15 protein-coding genes are annotated in these 17,940 nt (G+C 59.0%); 4 read left to right on the top strand and 11 right to left on the bottom strand.

The genetic code is table 11. The annotated features are described in order from the left end of the window. Nucleotides 1–704: 704 nt before the first annotated feature. Nucleotides 705–1,160 (top strand): hypothetical protein, encoded by a 456-nt coding sequence (locus LG383_RS16015; protein WP_225759636.1) that lies wholly within the window; start codon nucleotides 705–707, stop codon nucleotides 1,158–1,160. Nucleotides 1,161–1,250: 90 nt separating this feature from the next. On the opposite strand, the gene hpaA is transcribed toward LG383_RS16015, so the two are convergent. The 8 genes from hpaA to hpaG form a co-directional block, all read right to left on the bottom strand. Then, nucleotides 1,251–2,141, bottom strand: coding sequence for a 4-hydroxyphenylacetate catabolism regulatory protein HpaA (gene hpaA, locus LG383_RS16010; protein WP_106995711.1), 891 nt, complete (start codon nucleotides 2,139–2,141; stop codon nucleotides 1,251–1,253). 9 nt (nucleotides 2,142–2,150) lie between these two features. Then, a complete protein-coding gene (gene hpaX, locus LG383_RS16005) occupies nucleotides 2,151–3,503 on the bottom strand; it encodes a 4-hydroxyphenylacetate permease (RefSeq protein WP_106995712.1) in 1,353 nt (450 codons plus the stop codon). 21 nt (nucleotides 3,504–3,524) lie between these two features. Then, nucleotides 3,525–4,322 (bottom strand): 4-hydroxy-2-oxoheptanedioate aldolase, encoded by a 798-nt coding sequence (gene hpaI / locus LG383_RS16000; protein ID WP_225759635.1) that lies wholly within the window; start codon nucleotides 4,320–4,322, stop codon nucleotides 3,525–3,527. A 9-nt stretch (nucleotides 4,323–4,331) separates the two neighbouring features. After that, nucleotides 4,332–5,135, bottom strand: a complete 804-nt coding sequence (gene hpaH / locus LG383_RS15995) for a 2-oxo-hept-4-ene-1,7-dioate hydratase (RefSeq protein ID WP_106995714.1) — start codon at nucleotides 5,133–5,135, stop codon at nucleotides 4,332–4,334. A 131-nt stretch (nucleotides 5,136–5,266) separates the two neighbouring features. Continuing rightward, nucleotides 5,267–5,647 carry a 5-carboxymethyl-2-hydroxymuconate Delta-isomerase gene (locus LG383_RS15990; protein WP_225759634.1) on the bottom strand — a complete coding sequence of 127 codons (381 nt, stop codon included), beginning with the start codon at nucleotides 5,645–5,647 and terminating at the stop codon, nucleotides 5,267–5,269. Between the two features lie 9 nt (nucleotides 5,648–5,656). Then, nucleotides 5,657–6,508: a 3,4-dihydroxyphenylacetate 2,3-dioxygenase gene (hpaD, locus tag LG383_RS15985; RefSeq protein ID WP_225759633.1), complete on the bottom strand. Its 852-nt coding sequence runs from the start codon at nucleotides 6,506–6,508 to the stop codon at nucleotides 5,657–5,659. A 1-nt stretch (nucleotide 6,509) separates the two neighbouring features. Continuing rightward, entirely contained in the window at nucleotides 6,510–7,976 is a 1,467-nt protein-coding gene (gene hpaE, locus LG383_RS15980; protein ID WP_225759632.1) for a 5-carboxymethyl-2-hydroxymuconate semialdehyde dehydrogenase, read from the bottom strand. Continuing rightward, the gene (hpaG, locus tag LG383_RS15975) at nucleotides 7,973–9,262 is read right to left on the bottom strand and encodes a 4-hydroxyphenylacetate degradation bifunctional isomerase/decarboxylase (protein WP_225759631.1); all 1,290 of its coding nucleotides are present in this window, start codon (nucleotides 9,260–9,262) and stop codon (nucleotides 7,973–7,975) included. Before hpaG ends, hpaE begins: the two co-directional genes overlap by 4 nt. A 272-nt stretch (nucleotides 9,263–9,534) precedes the next feature. Between hpaG and hpaR the strand changes: the two genes are divergently transcribed. Next, nucleotides 9,535–9,975, top strand: a complete 441-nt coding sequence (gene hpaR / locus LG383_RS15970; protein ID WP_225759630.1) for a homoprotocatechuate degradation operon regulator HpaR — start codon at nucleotides 9,535–9,537, stop codon at nucleotides 9,973–9,975. Nucleotides 9,976–10,059: 84 nt separating this feature from the next. Beyond that, on the top strand, nucleotides 10,060–11,724 hold the full coding sequence (tsr, locus tag LG383_RS15965; protein ID WP_225759629.1) for a methyl-accepting chemotaxis protein: 1,665 nt from the start codon (nucleotides 10,060–10,062) through the stop codon (nucleotides 11,722–11,724). A 118-nt stretch (nucleotides 11,725–11,842) separates the two neighbouring features. On the opposite strand, the gene LG383_RS15960 is transcribed toward tsr, so the two are convergent. Further along, the gene (locus LG383_RS15960) at nucleotides 11,843–13,204 is read right to left on the bottom strand and encodes an MFS transporter (RefSeq protein WP_166181530.1); all 1,362 of its coding nucleotides are present in this window, start codon (nucleotides 13,202–13,204) and stop codon (nucleotides 11,843–11,845) included. A gap of 206 nt (nucleotides 13,205–13,410) precedes the next feature. Next, nucleotides 13,411–14,325: a GntR family transcriptional regulator gene (locus LG383_RS15955; protein WP_106995722.1), complete on the bottom strand. Its 915-nt coding sequence runs from the start codon at nucleotides 14,323–14,325 to the stop codon at nucleotides 13,411–13,413. A gap of 202 nt (nucleotides 14,326–14,527) precedes the next feature. Here LG383_RS15955 and LG383_RS15950 point away from each other — a divergent pair, with 202 nt between their 5' ends. Then, on the top strand, nucleotides 14,528–15,550 hold the full coding sequence (locus LG383_RS15950; protein WP_225759628.1) for a zinc-binding alcohol dehydrogenase family protein: 1,023 nt from the start codon (nucleotides 14,528–14,530) through the stop codon (nucleotides 15,548–15,550). Between the two features lie 52 nt (nucleotides 15,551–15,602). Here the strand turns inward: LG383_RS15950 and opgB are convergent, their stop codons facing one another. After that, the gene (gene opgB, locus LG383_RS15945) at nucleotides 15,603–17,894 is read right to left on the bottom strand and encodes a phosphatidylglycerol--membrane-oligosaccharide glycerophosphotransferase (protein ID WP_225759627.1); all 2,292 of its coding nucleotides are present in this window, start codon (nucleotides 17,892–17,894) and stop codon (nucleotides 15,603–15,605) included. Nucleotides 17,895–17,940: the final 46 nt, after the last annotated feature.

Below are 17,940 nucleotides of genomic sequence, written 5' to 3'. Positions count from 1 at the left end.
AAGGCGTACATCGTTGTGGCAATACGAATAGGGTGTGTAATGTTAAGACCTTTTAAATGGTCGCTGCGCATTACTCTATTTCTGGCAATCACGTATCTGTTCCTGATAAGCGGCATTTTTGATTCCCTGGCTGAAAGTCTGAGAGTACCCATTGCAAGGTTTATGACTCGGTTTACTCATGATGATTTCGCACTCTATGCTGATTACTATTCGGCAAACCTGGAAAATGCCTGGCTGTATATTTATGTGTTCTTGAATATCATCGTCGGCATAGTATCTGTCGCTACATTCGAGTATTTGGCTAAATTAGCCAAAAAGAGTAATTAGCTTCCTGATGATGGCCCGCATATCGCGGGCTTTTTTATTCGACCTTATCGTGTTTCCAGCGTGGCGGTCAGCCTGTCTGGGCGGTGCGGTCTGTCTGCCGGGTGGCGCTGCGCTTACCCGGCCTACATGAGTGCGCCGGACGGTTCCCTCTCCCTTTGGGAGAGGGTTAGGGTGAGGGGAACAGGCCGCACACCGCGTAACCGCCTGCTTCTGGAAGCATGCTCGCAAAGTCTAAAGTAACCTGATGAAACACAGGGATTTGTCTTTTTTTTGTGTTCGTTGAGTCGTAAGGTGCCTGTGTTGCGGCGATAACCGCAGCCGGGCGTGAGAACCTGAAAACACGAGGTAACTTCCATTCATAATTTAAGGAGTGCCTTATGGCTACTATCCCAACCCCGTCTTACTCCCACTTCGAAGAAGACATTATCCACCAAATTATTACCCAGCCCCTCCCGGCCTCGGCAGATCTCTTCGACGTCGCAGACGCGTGCGCCGCATTTGTCTGCGTCCTCATCGACACTCACGACGATCAAGCAAGCAATGCTTTATGTGGGCGCTTATTGCAGGCGTTAAACCAGTTCCGCCATCTGTGCGATGAAGATTTACCGCCGCATCTCATCGAGCAGCTGATTGCAGGTGAAAACGTAACCTCGTGCATCCCCGATTGCTGGCAGGAGACCGCCACCCTGGTGGAGTATGCCCAGACGCTGACCCAGGCACTACTGAGCAATACGCTGCCGCCGCCATTGGCAACATCCTTAACGGGGTTACTGCATGACGTGGTGTATCTGTTAGCGGAATTTGTGAAGGAGCCGTACCTGACCGTGCATTAATCCTGTGCACGCTGGTTGCCGGGTGGCGCTAACGCTTACCCGGCCTACGGTTGCGTAGCCCCGGTAAGCGAAGCGCCACCGGGGTAAAATTCACGACACCGGCACCTTCTGCGTCCGATACCTGCTCGGCGAGCAGCCCACCAGTCGGTTAAAAAAGCGCGCAAAATAGGCCGGATCTTTAAACCCCAACTGCCAGGCAATCTCGTTTACTGCGCTATCGGAGAAGACCAGCAGCCGTTTGGCTTCGCGCAACTGCCTGTCGAAGATTAGCCGTTTCGGCGGGCGGTTGGCGAAGCGGCGGCAGATGTCGGTCAGGCGCGATTCGGTAAGGTGCAGCGCGCTGGCGTAATCCGGCACCGTCCAGTGCTGGTGGAAGTGGCCGTCGACCATCTGGTTAAAACGCTGGAACAGTTTCAGCTCGCCGCGCATGCCGTTGGCCGCGTGATCGTCAAGACTGGCGTTGCGCAGCAGCAGGGTAAACACCGCCTGGGCCAGCAGCACCAGGGTATGCTCCCGCCCGGGAAGCTGAGCGGTGGATTCCCGTTGAATCAACCGCCAGTAGTGAGAAAGCGCCGCCAGCTCATCCGGTTTATCCGCTAACGACAGGCAGATCCCCGGCAGGCCGAAGGTCTCCCGGGTGCCGGGATAGAGCACCTCGAGTAACGGCCAGATCAGATCTTCATGCACCGTCAGCACATGGCCGTCGCTGTCCGATTCGGTAAAAAAGGCGTGTGGCACCGACGGCGGCGTTAAGACGAACAGCGGTGCCTGCACCGAGTAGCGGTGATCGTCCAGCTGGAGTTCAATCTGCCCGGTATCCAGAAAGTGCATCTGAAAATAGTGGTCGTGGCGATGGGCCTGCATATCGCGGCCAAAAAAGGCCGCCATCCGGCTAAAGGACTGATAATGCACATCGTCCGTCCCCAGACTCTCGTCGTACTCTTTGCTGATGTCGATATTGGCAATCGGGCTCTGGCACATAACTGCTCCTCAATGGATCTTCTGCGCCGCCATCCCCGGCGCGCTGTCACGGCTCTCCTGGCGGGTCATCGGGATCCGGGTCAGCACCAGCGCACCCACCACCAGCAGCCCGGCGACAAACCATAGCCCGGAGCTGAAGCTGCCGGTCGCATCACGCAGAATGCCGATCAGCAGCGGGCTGACGGCAGAGCCGACGTTGCCGATGGCGTTGATCACCGCCAGCGCTACCGCCCGGGACTGCAGGCTAATCACCTGATCCGGGGTGGTCCAGAAGATCGCCATGGCGGTAAAGGATCCGGTTGAGGCCATAATGATGCCAAGCAGCTGGATCAGGCTGTGATCGGTTGCCGACGCCAGCAGCCATCCCGCCGCGGCGAAGAGATAGGGCAGGATGGTGTGCTTTTTTCGCTCTTTCAGCCTGTCGGAGCGGCGGCTCCACCACAGCATCCCGAGGATGGTGCAAAACTGCGGGATCGCCGCCAGCAGGCCGATCACGATATTGCTGCTGCCGGTGTTGAAGCTCTGCAGGATCTGCGGTGTCCAGATGTTGATGGCGCTCAGGGTGTTGGTCAGACAGAAATAGGCCAGGGTATAGAGCAGCACCGCCGGGGTCAGCACTTCGCGCAGCGTCGAGCGCGGCGTGGCGGCGTGTGCCACGGCATTCTCCTGCTCACGGGCGATCATCGTTTTGAGGGTCTGCTTCTCTTCGTCGTCCAGCCAGGTGGCCTGATCTGGCGTGTCGTTGAGGAAGAACCAGGTCACCACCCCGAGCACCACCGACGGCAGCCCCTCCAGCAGGAACAGCCACTGCCAGCCCTTCAGGTTCCACACCCCATCCAGGGCCAGAATATAACCCGAGAGGATCGAGCCCAGCATCATGGTCACCGGCATGGCGATCATAAACAGCGCGTTGGCGCGGGCGCGATGATAAGCGGGGAACCACCAGGTGAGATAGACCAGGATCCCCGGCAGGAAACCGGCTTCGGCGATGCCCACCAGCATGCGCAGGATGTAGAGCGTCTGCGGGCTGGTGGCGAACATGGTGCAGGTCGAGGCGATGCCCCACACCACCATGATCCCGGCGATCCAGCGGCGTGCGCCGATCTTCGCCAGCATGATGTTGCTGGGGATCCCGCACAGCACGTAGGTGACGTAAAACAGCGTCGCCGCCAGGCCAAACATCGTCGAGGTGAGGCCCAGATCTTTGCCCATCGTCAGCCCGGCAAAGCCGATGTTGATCCGGTCAAGGAACGAGAAGACAAACAGAATAAAGAGAAAGACGATCAAACGACGGAACAGCTTATTTATAACGCGATGTTCTACAGCTTTTTTATTATCAGGGTGCAGGGTAGAGGTCGTCATGTTGCGCTCCAGATCTTACCTTTAGTAGACGGATTTATTGTTATTCACAGACGTAACCGGTTTATCGATAAAGCGAGCCGCCAGCGCTTCGGCGCTGCGGGCGAGCAGGGTGGTGTCGACGCCGACGGCGACAAACAGCGCCCCGAGTTCGAGATAGCGTTTAGCCAGCTGCTCGTTGGCCATCAGAATGCCCGGTGCTTTCCCCGCAGCGCGGATCTGCGCGATGGCCTGCTCGATAGCGGACTGCACTTCCGGGTGAGTCGGATTACCGGCAAAGCCCATGTCGGCGCTGAGATCCGCCGGGCCGATAAACACCCCATCCACCCCGTCCACATCGAGGATCTGCGGCAGGTTTTTCAGCGCCTCGCGGGTTTCGATTTGCACCAGCACGCACATGGCGTCGTTGGCCTGATGCAGGTAATCCGGAATGCGGTTCCAGCGCGATGCGCGGGCCAGGGCGCTGCCAACGCCGCGAATACCCGCCGGTGGATAGCGTGTCGAGCGCACCGCCAGCCGGGCTTCGTCGGCGTTTTGCACCATCGGCACCAGCAGGGTCTGCGCCCCCACGTCCAGCAGCTGTTTGATCTGCACCGGATCGTTCCACGACGGACGTACCACCGGCTGGCTGGGGTAGGGGGCTATCGCCTGCAGCTGGGTTAAGACGGTCTGCACGCTGTTCGGCGCGTGTTCCCCGTCGATCAGCAGCCAGTCGAAGCCTGCCCCCGCCAGCAGCTCGGCGCTGTAGCTGCTGGTGAGCCCCAGCCATAAGCCGATCTGCGGTTTCCCGGCCCTCAGCGCGTCTTTAAAGGCATTATTCATGCGGTCTCCTTATACAAAGCGGCAGCTGATGGAGCCCATGTTGCCGTAGTCAACATGGAAGGTGTCGCCCTTGCTGGCGGTGACCGGGCGGGTAAAGGAGCCGCCGAGGATGATCTGCCCGGGCTCCAGCTGTACGTCGTAGGGCGCCAGCTTGTTCGCCAGCCAGGCCACGCCGTTGGCCGGGTGGTTGAGCACGCCCGCGGCAACGCCGGTCTCTTCTATCACCCCGTTGCGATAGAGCAGGGCGGAGATCCAGCGCAGATCCAGCTCGTCAGGGCGGATCGGACGACCCCCGAGGATAACCCCGGCGTTGGCGGCGTTGTCGGAGATGGTGTCGAACACTTTGCGTGGGCGCTGGGTTTCAGGATCGATGTTGTGGCAGCGGGCGTCGATCAGCTCCAGGGCCGGGATCACGTAGTCGGTGGCGTTATAGACGTCGAACATCGTGCAGTTCGGGCCGCGGAGCGGTTTCGCCAGCACGAAGGCCAGCTCCACTTCGATGCGCGGGACGATAAAGCGGTCGGTGGGGATGTCGCTGCCGTCGTGAAAGAACATGTCGTCGAGCAGGGCGCCGTAGTCCGGCTCGCTGATCTGCGAGCTGGCCTGCATTGCTTTCGAGGTCAGGCCGATCTTGTGGCCCTTCAGGGTGCGACCTTCGGCGATTTTCAGGCTCACCCATTCGCGCTGCACGGCGTAGGCGTCTTCAATGGTGATCGTCGGGTAATCCAGCGAGATCGCGCGGATCTGCTCCCGGGTCTGTTCCGCCTGATGCAGGCGATGGGCGATCAGGGTATGGGTGTGTTTATCGAGCATGGCGATATCCTGTTTTATATTTGTTTTCTCCCTCTCCCTGTGGGAGAGGGCCGGGGTGAGGGCATCAGGCCGCAGAGATTTCCCCTCACCCTAACCCTCTCCCAAAGGGAGAGGGGACTGCCGTGCCGGTATTACTTAAATAAGGCGTGCACGTTGTTCTGTTTGAAGTTCAGCGTCGGGTGCAGCTCTTCGATTTCAAACGACAGCGCCAGGTAACGGGCGTCCATCAACCCGGCGAAATGGTCTTTAATCAACGTAAACAGCATCTCGCCCACCTGCTGACGGCTCTCCAGACTGCGCCCGGCGCCGATCTTCAGCGTCATGTGCACAAAGGCGTAATCGTGCTTGCCGTCGGCCATCTGCCAGGTGTCCACCCAGTGCGCGCGGCTGCGGATCCCGCCGAGGGGGAAGATCCCGGTGGCGGCCAGCGCCTCGTTAACGCGGGCAAACAGGCCCGGCAGGTCGGCCTGCTCACGGATGTTCCCGGTACATTCGACAATAAAGTGCGGCATGGGGCGTCCTTAAGCGGGCAGAGGGAAAACGGCGTTAACCTGGCCGGTGCCAGAGCTGGGGAACAGCTCGGTGAGAAACTCCACCTTGCCGTCGTAGTTGTCCCAGCCGAGTACGCCCAGCAGCATCACCGTGTCGTGCATATTGCCTTCGCCGTAGCAGTAGTCGGCGTACTCCGGCAGCATGCTGCAGAACGCTTTGAACTGGCCTTCGCGCCACAGCTTCACCACCCGCTCGTCCATCTGACGGTCGAACTCGCGGGTGTAGCTGTTCATTCCCTCTTCGGCACGCTGATCGTCGATAAAGCGGTGCGACAGCGAGCCGCTGGCCAGCACCGCCACGGTGCCGTCATATTTTTCAATGGCGCTGACGATCGCCTCGCCCAGCCTGCGGCTGTCGGCAAAGTCATGCACGGTGCAGAACGCCGAGATGGAGACCACTTTGAAGTGCTTATCCGCGTTCATGTAGCGCATCGGCACCAGGGTGCCGTACTCCAGCTTCAGGCTCGGGATGTTGTGCGCTTTGGCACGCACGCCCTTCGCCACCGCTTCGTCGGCGATCAGTTGGCCCAGCTCCGGATTGCCGTTGTAGTCGTAGGTCATGTCGCGGATAAAGTGCGGCAGCTCGTTGCTGGTGTAGACCCCGGCAAAATGGTCCGCACAGTTGATGTGATACGCGCTGTTCACCAGCCAGTGGGTATCGAAGACGATGATGGTATCGACCCCCAGCTCGCGGCAGCGTCTGCTGATCTCTTTATGCCCGTCGATGGCCCCCTGACGGCAGCCAAAGTTTTTGCCCGGTATCTCCGAGAGATACATCGACGGCACGTGGGTGATTTTTGCGGCTAACGCTAACTTGCCCATCTCATACCCCCCATTTCGGGATGGGGTGGTCGCCCATGGAGATACAGACGTTTTTCATCTCCGCGAACACCTCGAAGCTGTATTCCCCGCCTTCACGGCCGGTGCCGGAAGCCTTCACGCCGCCAAACGGCTGGCGCAGATCGCGCACGTTCTGGGTGTTTACAAACACCATCCCCGCTTCGATGTTGCGCGCCAGTCGCAGCACCTTGCTGATGTCCTGGGTCCAGATGTAGGAGGCCAGGCCGTACTCCACGTCGTTCGCCAGCCGCAGCCCTTCGGCTTCATCTTTGAACGGCAGCAGGCAGGCCACCGGGCCGAAGATCTCCTCCTGGGCCACGCGCATCCGGTTGTCGACATCCGCCAGCACCGTCGGGCGCAGGAAGTTGCCACCTTTCAGGTGGGCAGGCAGATCGGTCGGTTTGTCCGGGCCGCCCGCCAGCAGGGTCGCCCCTTCCTCAATGCCGAGGCGGATATAGCCGGAGACTTTCTCCCAGTGCTGAGCGCTTATCAGCGCCCCGATCTGGGTATTCGGATCGGTCGGATCGCCCACCCGCAGGCGGTTAGCGCGTTCGGCGAAGCGCTTGACGAATTCCGGGTAGATGCTCTGCTGGATAAAGATGCGCGAGCCGGCGGTGCAGCGTTCGCCGTTGATCGAGAAGATGGTGAACAGAGCGGCGTCCAGGGCGCGTTCGATATCGGCGTCTTCAAAGATCAGTACCGGTGACTTGCCGCCCAGCTCCATGGAGTATTTTTTCAGGCCACCGGCCTGCATGATGCGGCGTCCGGTGGCGGTGCCGCCGGTGAACGACACGGCGCGGATATCCTGATGGCGCACCAGGGCGTCACCCGCCGTCGCACCGTAACCCTGCACCACGTTGAGCACCCCGGCCGGAATACCCGCCTCCAGCGCCAGCTCGCCCAGGCGATCGGCGGTGAGTGGGGAGAGTTCAGACATCTTCAGCACCGCGGTGTTGCCTAAGGCCAGGCAGGGGGCGACCTTCCAGGTGGCGGTCATAAAGGGCACGTTCCACGGCGACACCAGGGCGCACACCCCCACCGGCTGGACCAGGGTGTAGTTGAGCATCTTGTCATCGACCGGGTAGGTCTTGCCGTTCATCTGCTGGCACACTTCGGCGAAGAACTCGAAGTTGTGGGAGGCACGCGGGATCAGCACGTTTTTGGTCTGGTGGATCGGCAGGCCGGTGTCGGCGGTCTCCATCGCCGCGATCTCCGGCACGTTCTGGTCGATCAGATCTCCCAGACGACGCATCAGGCGTGCGCGCTCTTTCATCGGCAGGTTGGCCCATTTCGGGAAGGCTTCTTTAGCGGCGGCTACGGCCTGGCCGATCTCCGCTTCACCGCCCGAAGCCACCTCCGCCAGCACCTCGCCGGTAGCCGGGTTGGTGGTGTGGAAATAGTCGTTACCCGCCACGTTTTTGCCGTTGATCCAGTGGTTTATCTTCTTCATGAGTTTGCCTCCTCGCTGACAATCCGGTTGACCAGACGGCCAACGCCTTCCACTTCCACCACCACTTCATCGCCCGGGCGCACGTCGGCCAGCCCTTTCGGCGTGCCGGTGGCGATCATGTCCCCCGGCTGCAGGGTCATAAATTCACTCAACCAGGCGATCAGGAACGGGATGCTGAAGATCAGATCCGCGGTGCTGCCCTGCTGGCGCAGCTCGCCGTTGATCCAGGTGCGCAGGGTGAGGTTGTGCGGATCGGCAATCGCCGATTTATCCACGATCTGCGGGCCGATGGGCGTCAGGCCGTCGCGGCTTTTCACCCGCAGGTTCGGGCGGTAGTAGTTTTCCAGGTAGTCGCGGATGGCGTAGTCGTTGCAGACCGTGTAGCCCGCCACGTAGTCCATGGCGTCGGCTTCGGCGACGTGGCGCGCGGTTTTGCCGATCACCACCACCAGCTCGGCTTCGTAGTGCATGTACTCGACGTTATCCGGGCGCACCGAGGTCTGGTTGTGTTCGTTAAAAGTGTTCGGGGCTTTGATAAACACCAGCGGCTCGGTGGGCGGCTTGAAGTCCAGCTCACTGGCGTGATCGGCGTAGTTCAGCCCGAGGGCAAACAGCGTCCCGCTGCTGGAGAGCGGCCAGGCGAAGGTGCGTTCTTTGGCCTGTTCACTGGCGTTGATGACGCTGTTTTCCAGCGTCGGCAACCCTTCAGCCAGCACGCGCACCCGGTCGCCCGGATGCAGGGTCACGCGGGAGTGCGGGGTGCCCAGCAGAATGGCGTCGCCCGGGTTGAGGGTGGCGAAGGCGCTCAGCTCGCTCAGCAGGGTGGCGGCGTTGCGTTGCAGATCGGCGGTGTTCCAGCGATCCACTTCCCGGCCGTTGATCTCGGTGACGATCGTCAGGTTATCGACGCTGGCGATTGCCGCGCGCTCACCCACCGGGCAGAACCCATCCCGGCATTTGGCTTTGATCGCCGGGCGGTAGAAGCTCTCTTCCGGCAGGCTGACTTCGTTGGCCAGCGCGTACCCGGCAATATAGTCGGCGGCCTCGTCCGGGCTGATTTTGCTCGCGGTCTTGCCGACAATCAGCGCCACCGTCGCGCCGCTCAGCACCTGTTCGCCTTCAGGATGCGGGATGGCCTCGCCGGTGCGGATCAGGGTATTACGCGGTTTGATAAACCAGACGGCGGTTTTCGGCGGCGTGTTGTAAGGGGGCTGGTGAAATGCGTCGCGCCAGGCATCAAGCTGGCTGCGGTGATTGAGTGCCACCGCGAAAACAGTACCTTTCATTCCTTTCTCCTCGGGCCCGGGTATCGGGTTTTGAGTTCATTAATATGTTAATGATTAGGTTTTATCCCCTTGCCGGGTGTTTGGCAAATAGAAGTAAATAATTTGTGATAGCAATAACAATAAATTTACATTCACTGTAATTTACTTATCTATATCAATGGCTTAATATTTTTATGTGATATCTGTTAGACTTTTTGTCCGCGCCGCTGGTGCCGGGAAACCGCGTGAGGCATTGATTGTTTCGTTATTAATGAAGTTGAGGTGGGAGCGCCATGCACAATTCGTTAACTATCGCACTACTCCAGGCGCGGGAAACCGCGATGACCTTTTTTCGCCCGATTATCAAGCAGCACAATCTGACGGAGCAGCAGTGGCGGATCGTGCGCGTGCTGGCGGAACATCCATCGATGGATTTTCACGATCTGGCCTTTCGCACCTGCATTCTGCGTCCGAGCCTGACCGGGATCCTCACGCGCATGGAGCGCGACGGGCTGGTGCTGCGCTTAAAGCCGCTTAACGACCAGCGCAAGCTGTATGTGTCGCTCACTAAAGAGGGGAGCGCCCTGTATGAGCGTGCTCAGGCTCAGGTGGAAGAGGCCTATCAGCGCATTGAGGCGGAATATTCGCCGGAGAAAATGCAGCAGCTGACGGCGCTGCTGGAAGCGTTTATTGAACTTGGAAACCGGCACGTCGCAGAGCGAGAAGAAGAGTAAAAACCACAAATTTCAGGATGATTTCCGTAAAGTTTTCGCTTCTCAGGCCGAAAATTCTGTACCTGTCTGGTGGAATGAGAACTCATGTTAAATCGTATAAAGATTGTTACCAGCTTACTGCTGGTCCTGGTTATTTTTGGCCTGTTACAACTCACATCCGGTGGTCTTTTCTTTAATGCTCTGAAGCATGACAAAGAAAACTTCACCGTTCTGCAAACCATTCGTCAGCAACAATCCACGCTTAACGGCAGCTGGGTAGCGTTGCTGCAAACCCGTAACACCCTGAACCGCGCGGGCATCCGCTACATGATGGATCAGAACAATATCGGTAGCGGTGCGACCGTGAACGATCTGATGCAGATTGCGTCGACATCCCTGAAGCAGGCGGAAAAAAACTGGGCGGATTACCAGGCCTTGCCGCGCGACCCGCGTCAGAGCGAAGCTGCCGCGCTGGAAATCAAACGTAACTACGATATCTATCACGGTGCGCTGGCCGAGCTGATCCAGCTCCTGGGTGCGGGCAAGATCAATGAGTTCTTCGATCAGCCGACCCAGGGCTACCAGGACGGCTTTGAGAAGCAGTACGTCAACTATCTGCAGCAGAACGATCATCTGTATCAGACCGCGGTCGATGACAGCAACAGCTCCTACAGCCAGGCGATCTGGATCCTGTTAAGCGTGCTGGTCCTGGTGCTGGCGGTGATTGTCGGCGTCTGGGTCGGTATCCGTCACGCGCTGATCTCTCCGCTGAACCGTCTGACCGACAGCATTCGCCATATCGCCAGCGGCGACCTGGTGAAGCGCATTGAGGTGGACGGGACGAACGAGATGGGTCAGCTGGCTGATAACCTGCGTCATATGCAGGCTGAGCTGATGCGTACCGTGGGCGACGTACGTAATGGTGCCAATGCCATTTACAGCGGCGCGAGCGAAATCTCCATGGGCAACAACGATCTCTCCTCCCGTACCGAGCAGCAGGCCGCTTCCCTGGAAGAGACCGCCGCCAGCATGGAAGAGCTGACCGCTACCGTGAAGCAGAACGCCGAGAACGCCCGTCAGGCAAGCCATCTGGCGCTGAGCGCGTCCGAGACCGCGCAGAAAGGCGGGAAAGTGGTGGATAACGTGGTGCAGACCATGCGTGACATCGCCGGCAGTTCGCAGAAGATTGCTGACATCATCAGCGTGATCGACGGCATTGCCTTCCAGACCAACATCCTGGCGCTGAACGCCGCGGTAGAAGCGGCACGTGCCGGTGAGCAGGGTCGTGGCTTTGCGGTGGTTGCCGGTGAAGTCCGTAACCTGGCGCAGCGCAGCGCCCAGGCTGCACGCGAGATCAAGAGTCTGATTGAAGACTCCGTGGGTCGCGTTGAGCTGGGTTCTACCCTCGTAGAGAGCGCCGGTGAAACCATGGGCGAGATTGTCAGCGCGGTCACCCGCGTGACCGACATTATGGGCGAAATCGCCTCTGCCTCTGACGAGCAGAGCCGCGGTATCGACCAGGTGGGTCTGGCGGTTGCCGAGATGGATCGCGTGACGCAGCAGAACGCCTCGCTGGTGCAGGAATCTGCGGCAGCGGCCGCGGCCCTGGAAGAGCAGGCGAGCCGCCTGACGCAGGCCGTGGCGGTGTTCCGTATTCAGCAGGACCAGCAGAAATCCCGCGCGCACGCGGCGGCGAAAACCGTTGCCACGCCGGTGACGACGCGTAAAGCGGCCGTTACCGACAGCGGTGATAACTGGGAAACCTTCTGATGTAAAAAGCGCCCTGTTCAGGCAGGGCGCTGTTTTGCCGGGTGGCGGCTTCGCCTTACCCGGCCTACAAAACCCGTAGGCCCGTGCAAGCGCAGCGCCGCCGGGCAATTCCACACTATTACTGCTGGCGCGGATCGCTAATCGGCTGACGCACCAGGAAGATATACGCCAGTGCCCCCAATGCCGTGACGCAGCCGCAGATGATCAGCGCCAGGCGGAACGAGTGGGTGGTGTCGACGATAAACCCGGTGACAATCGGCGCAAACGAGGCGCAGATGAAGCTGGCGAAGTTCTGAATGCTGCCCACCGAGGCGGTCATTCGTGATGCCACGGCCACGTGGATCAACCCCCAGCACGACGTTCCCGCAAAGTGGATGCAGAACAGCGCCATCCCAATCAGCAGTACCGCACTCATCGCCGTGGTTGCCTCCGGCACCACAAAGGTAAAGGCCGCCGATAACAGCATCCCGCTGATAATACACAGCTTACGGCTGCGGACCGGTGCCATGCCGCGTTTGACCAGCGCATCGGTGGTGAAGCCGTTCACCAGCATACCCGCCGCACCAAACAGGAACGGGATCGCCGCCATCAGGCCGGTGCTTTTCAGATCGAGGTTATAGGCAGTTTGCAGATACCCCGGCAGCCAGGCCAGGTAGAGCCAGGCGGTATAGTTGATGCCGCTGAAGCCCAGCATCATCCCCCACATGGTGCGGTTGCGGAACAGGCTGCGCCATTCAGCAAAGCTTAACGGATCGCGACGGGCGTTAACGCTCCCGGCATTCAGGTACGCCTGCTCGACGCCGCTCAGGGCAATCTCCTCGCGGTTGCGATAGAGCATGTACCAGCCAATGGCGAGGAAAATGCCCAGTACGCCGATGGTGACAAACATCCCGCGCCAGCCCATCACCAGCATCATCGCCGCCAGCAGTGGCGGGCTGATGGCCACGCCGATGGTTGAGGCGGCGTTAAAAATGCCCATCGGACGACCGCGCTCTTTGATGTTGAACCAGTCGTTGATCACCTTTACGCCGCACGGGTTCATCGGCGCTTCGCCAATCCCCATCCCGATGCGTACCAGCACGAACTGGGTGAAGCTGTGAACCATCCCGGACATCGCCTGGAACAGCGACCAGAAGAACATCCCCAGCCCCAGCATCAGGCGCGGGCCTTTGCGGTCCAGCAGCGGGCCGCAGGGCAGTTGCGCGATGCCATACGCCAGCGAGAAGACCGACAGCAGGGCGCCGATCTCGGTGGCGCTGAGCCCCAGCTCTTCGCGGATGGTTAAATTCGCCACCGACAACGAACTACGATCGAGATAATTAATCACCGCGGCAAAAAATAATAACAGCATCGCCGTGGTCTGGATGCGCTTAATACGCGCGCTACGCTGAATAGCACCCGCTGGCGGCAGAGACATATCGGGTATATTTTCTTTGTCAAAGGTGGTCTGCGGGTCGAGAGTTATATTGCTTTTTTCCACGCCGGACTCCTGAATAAATGTAGGGTTATTTCTCGGGTCTATTTATTGGAGAAATATCTATAGCGACCAGTGATGAAATAAAGGTATTCATCACCACTCACGGAAATAAGTCGACTCCAGGTGAGCATAGGCAGCCGCTAATTTCCCGCGTGCGCCCGATTGCGGAAGCGTGCAGTCCGTATAGATTTGCTGTTTTTAATCGGTACTTAATAAAAAACCGTCGCGCTCTGTTTGATGGAGCGGATCATCGACTGTTTGGCGGTATTCAGGTGGTTGCGCATCGCCAGATTGGCATCGAGATCGCTGCGGCAGATCAGCGCGCTGAGGATGGTCATGTGTTCGTCGATGGCGATGATATTGCGCTGCTTCAGGTCGCTTTCGTCCCACTGGTAGTGGAAATGGAAGATAAACGAGATGATCTCCAGCGACTGGTTGAAGAAGATATTGTTGGCGGCGGAGAGCAGCAGGGAGTGGAAGTCGCGATCCAGCCGGGAGAACTGGCGAAAGCTGTCGCCGATGCTGTCGCGCAGGGCCCGGTGCTCCTCCAACAGGGTGCGGGCCTGCAGCCAGCGCGGGTCGCTGTCGGGCAGGTTGAGAAAATGCTGCAGGGCGTGGGTCTCCAGCATTTCGCGCAGCTCGAACAGCTGCTCGGCCCACGACTGGTCGAACTGCTTCATCCGCCACTGGCCGCGTTTTTCGCTCTCAATCAGGTTGTAGCGACTGAATTTAAGTAAGTACTCCCTAACCACCACAGGACTGACGCCTGCGCTACGCGCCAGCTCCAGCTCCGAAAAGGCCTCCCCGGCACGCAGGATGCGCTGGTTAATCATCGACAAAAAGCTCTGCTCAAACAGCCGGGTCTGCTCCGCCAGCGGGGCGATTTCGCAGGTAAAGCCGTCTCCGGCGTCGGGCTTGCGGGCAATCACATAGTCACTGTTGACCCGCGTCAGAACGCCGCAGTCGCAGAGATGGGTCTGGATATGGCGCACGGTGGTGCGGCTGATGTTGTACATCTCCGCCAGCGCGCTCTGGGAGGGCAGCGGCGACGGGATGTGGCCCCGGGCCATATCGTCGATCACCTGGTTAATCACGTTGTGACGCAAATTTTGTGAACGGCTCATGGGGCTCCTTTTACTCCCTCTCCCTTGAGGGAGAGGGCTGGGGTGAGGGGGGAACATATCGCACTGTCGGTTATTTCGGCGTATTAAAACCCTATTTAAAACGGCTTTATGCGCGGGAATTCACACTTCCTGTTTTTGTCTGCCCGTTATTTCGCGTTTTCATCAATATCTGAAACCACGAAAGAACAGGAGAGCGAAAAAAATGACGACGATGAATACGCTGGTGTGTCAGGAGCCGAAAAAATTACGCTGGGTGCAAAGGGACGTGCCCGCTCCCCGGGATAACGAAGCGCTAATAAAAATAAAAACCGTGGGGATTTGCGGAACGGATATACATGCCTGGGGCGGCAATCAGCCCTTTTTTAATTATCCCCGCGTGCTCGGGCATGAAATATGTGGCGACGTTGTAGCGCTGGGAAAAAATATTCAGACGCTGAATATAGGCCAGCAGGTGGCGGTTATTCCTTACGTGGCCTGCCAGCAGTGCCCGGCCTGCCAGAGCGGCAAAACCAACTGCTGCGAAGCGATCTCGGTGATCGGCGTGCATCAGGACGGTGGTTTCAGCGAGTATCTTTCGGTACCGGTCAGCAATCTGCTGCCCGCCGACGGCATTAATCCGGAGGCGGCGGCCCTGATCGAGCCCTTTGCCATCAGCGCCCATGCGGTGCGCCGGGCAGCCATTCAGCCAGGGGATTGTCTGCTGGTGGTGGGGGCGGGGCCGATTGGTCTGGGGGTAGCAGCGATTGCCCATGCGGAGGGGGCGAACGTGATCGTGGCCGACACCAGTCCGGCCCGGCGCGAGCATGTCCAGGCCTGCCTCGGGGTGCCGACGCTGGATCCGTCCGCGGCTGATTTTACTGACCAGCTGCGGGCGCAGTGCGGCGGCCCGCTGGCGCAGAAGGTGATTGATGCCACCGGCAGTCCGCAGGCGATGAACAATGCCGTCAATCTGATTCGTCACGGGGGAGCGATCGTTTTCGTCGGGCTGCACAAGGGCGATCTGGAGTTTTCCGATCCGGAGTTTCACAAGAAAGAGACCACCATTATGGGCAGCCGTAACGCCACCGGAGAGGATTTTGCCAACGTCGGGCGGTTGATGGCCGAAGGGAAGTTAAGCGCAGAGATGATGCTGACCCACCGCTATGCGTTTCGCGAGCTGGCGGAGGTGTATGAGGCGGAGGTGATTAATAATCGCGGGCTGATTAAGGGTGTGATTGCGTTTTAAGCTTGCCATACAGCGCCCGGGGTCCGTTTGGGCGCTGTATTTTTTTATGCTGTTAACCTTCGGCGTTCACCACTTTGATCTCTACCATGCCGATCCCCAACTGACGCGGGGAGTGGCCGAGGATATTCCCCTCGTTGGTGGATTCCGGCGCAGGCGGCACAATCACCAGGGTGCTGCTGTGCGATGGGTTGTCGAAATGCAGCGTGGTGGTGGTGACGTCGTTGCCGAGGGTCAGGGTCTGTTCAGCGTTGCCAATGCGTACCGGAATCGGTTTATTGGCGTTTGGCCCCCAGGCTTTGGCGGTGATCACCAGGTCAAACTTCGCCGGCAGCGGCTGGTTGTACTCGATCTTCACCTCATCCCCGAGCTGGGCGTTGGACCAGCGGCCCCAGGACTCCGGACGTGAAATACCGCTGAACTGCTTCACCTCTTCCGGCGCGCCAGCGACGTTAAAGACGAAGCTGTCGGCTTTGTAGCGGATGTCGTTGTCGGAGACTTTCAACATATCGACGTTGCGCTGATAGCGGTCGGTGCTGATGACGGTCTCTTTAAAGGCGGTTTTACCCTTCCACTGCGCTTTATCAACGTGCTGTACGGTCTGCTCGCCGCCCAGTTGGCCCTGGGAAACACACCAGTCAGTAGAGAGCGCCAGCGGCTGCGACCACAGCTGACCCATCTTGTAGCAGCGATCGACCCACACGAAGTTATCCCGCGGGGCGAAGTCGGCCAGCTGATAGCGCAGCGGGGCGGAGTATTCGCTTTCCGGCAGCGGTTCGACCCGCTTATCGGAAACGCGCAGCAGCAGCGGCAGACGGAAATGGCTCCCGGAGAAGGCCATCATGTTCTTCTGGCTGTCGATGGTGAACTCTTTCAGCTCTTTCGGGAAATTCCACAGGCGGATCACGTCCGGCTTCCACGCCAGCACTTTATCCTTCATGTTGAGGAACACCTCGGACAGCGACTGCCCGGAGAGGCTGCTGCGGCCGAGGCCGATAAAGTTATCCCCGCCGAGAATATCCAGCACCGTTGCACCGTTATCCATGGTGTTGCGCTTAACGGCCATCACCTCCTGCTGAGGTTTGTCGCCACGCAGGACAAAGAACAGGTTGCTGCGATCCTGCTTGTTCAGCGCCTCCCAGGCGCTGTTTTTCATCGCCAGATGGTCGGACGAGACCACAATCACCGTGTTTTTAAAGTACGGCGAGGCTTTGATTTTTTCGATCAGCGCCGCGATATGTTCCTGGCTGCAGCCCACCGCGCTGAATGACTGATTGGGTTTGCCATCAATCGCATAGCTTTTGCGCTGGCAGGTGCGGGAGATAAAGCCGTCCGGGTGGTGGGTATCCACCGTCAGGGCAAATAGCGAGAAGCGTTTGCCGGACTGCGACAGCTCCTCAAATTTTTTCCAGGTTTCGTCCAGCACCGTGTCGTCGTAAAAGCCCCAGTCGTTGCGGTACGTCGGGTCCGCGACGGTGGTTTTTAACTCTTCCGCGCCGTACAGATGGTCAAAGCCATGAGATTGCAGGAACACGTCTTTCCCGGCGAAGCGCAGGTTGGCGCCCTGCATGAAGTAGTTCTCATAGCCGGAGTTTTTCAGGATATCGCCAAGGCAGATGTTCTGCGGGAAGAAGCTGGAGACCGACGCCGAGGCATTGCCCTCGAACGGCGCAAACAGTGGGATCCCGCACTGGGAGGCGACCATTCCGGCGATGGTGTAGTCGGTGCCGGGCAGCTGCGCGGTATGGCTGAAGTCGATCCCTTCATTTTTGATGGCGCCCAGCTCCGGGGCGAGATCCGGGAAGGCGTTGTTATCAAAATAGGTGCGCTCAAGGCTCTCGCCATAGATATAGACGAGATTGAGTTTCGGGTTCGGGATCGTTTTGCCTGGCTCTTTATAATAGGCTGCGAAATCAGGATCGCCGTCGCGCGATTGCGATTTCACCAGCTCGGTGATCTGATGAAATGCCGGGCTGGCGTCCACCGAGGCGAGCGCCAGCACCAGCGCCAGCAGGCTGTAGCCGAGGTGGTGCGGGTGATGACGGCGGCGGCGTAGGATCCAGCCCAGCAGGGCAAATACGCTCACCAGAGCAACCACCACGCCGACGCCAGGCAGGATGTACTTACTTACTCCTGCGCCGGTCAGGCTGTTGGTCAGGGTATAAAGGACGGCATCGTTAATACCATCCCCGGTAAAATAGTCGCTGGCGTAGAGGGTAATGTTTAAAACGACAAAAAGCCCCAGCACCAGAAGGGTGACGGCAAACCACCAGGTATTACGACCCGCCTTGCGGGAATAAATCACCACCGAGGCGAGAAACAGGGCAACAGAAATAAACTCTGACAACAACTTATCCTCAATAAGGGCAGTCGCTGGTTAGCGGACTAACTGT

It is taken from the genome of Leclercia sp. Marseille-Q4284, assembly GCF_916618945.1.
GTDB classification, from domain to species: domain Bacteria; phylum Pseudomonadota; class Gammaproteobacteria; order Enterobacterales; family Enterobacteriaceae; genus Enterobacter; species Enterobacter tamurae.
The sequence above is the reverse complement of the archived record's forward strand: the minus strand, read 5'-3'. Positions and strand labels throughout refer to the sequence as shown.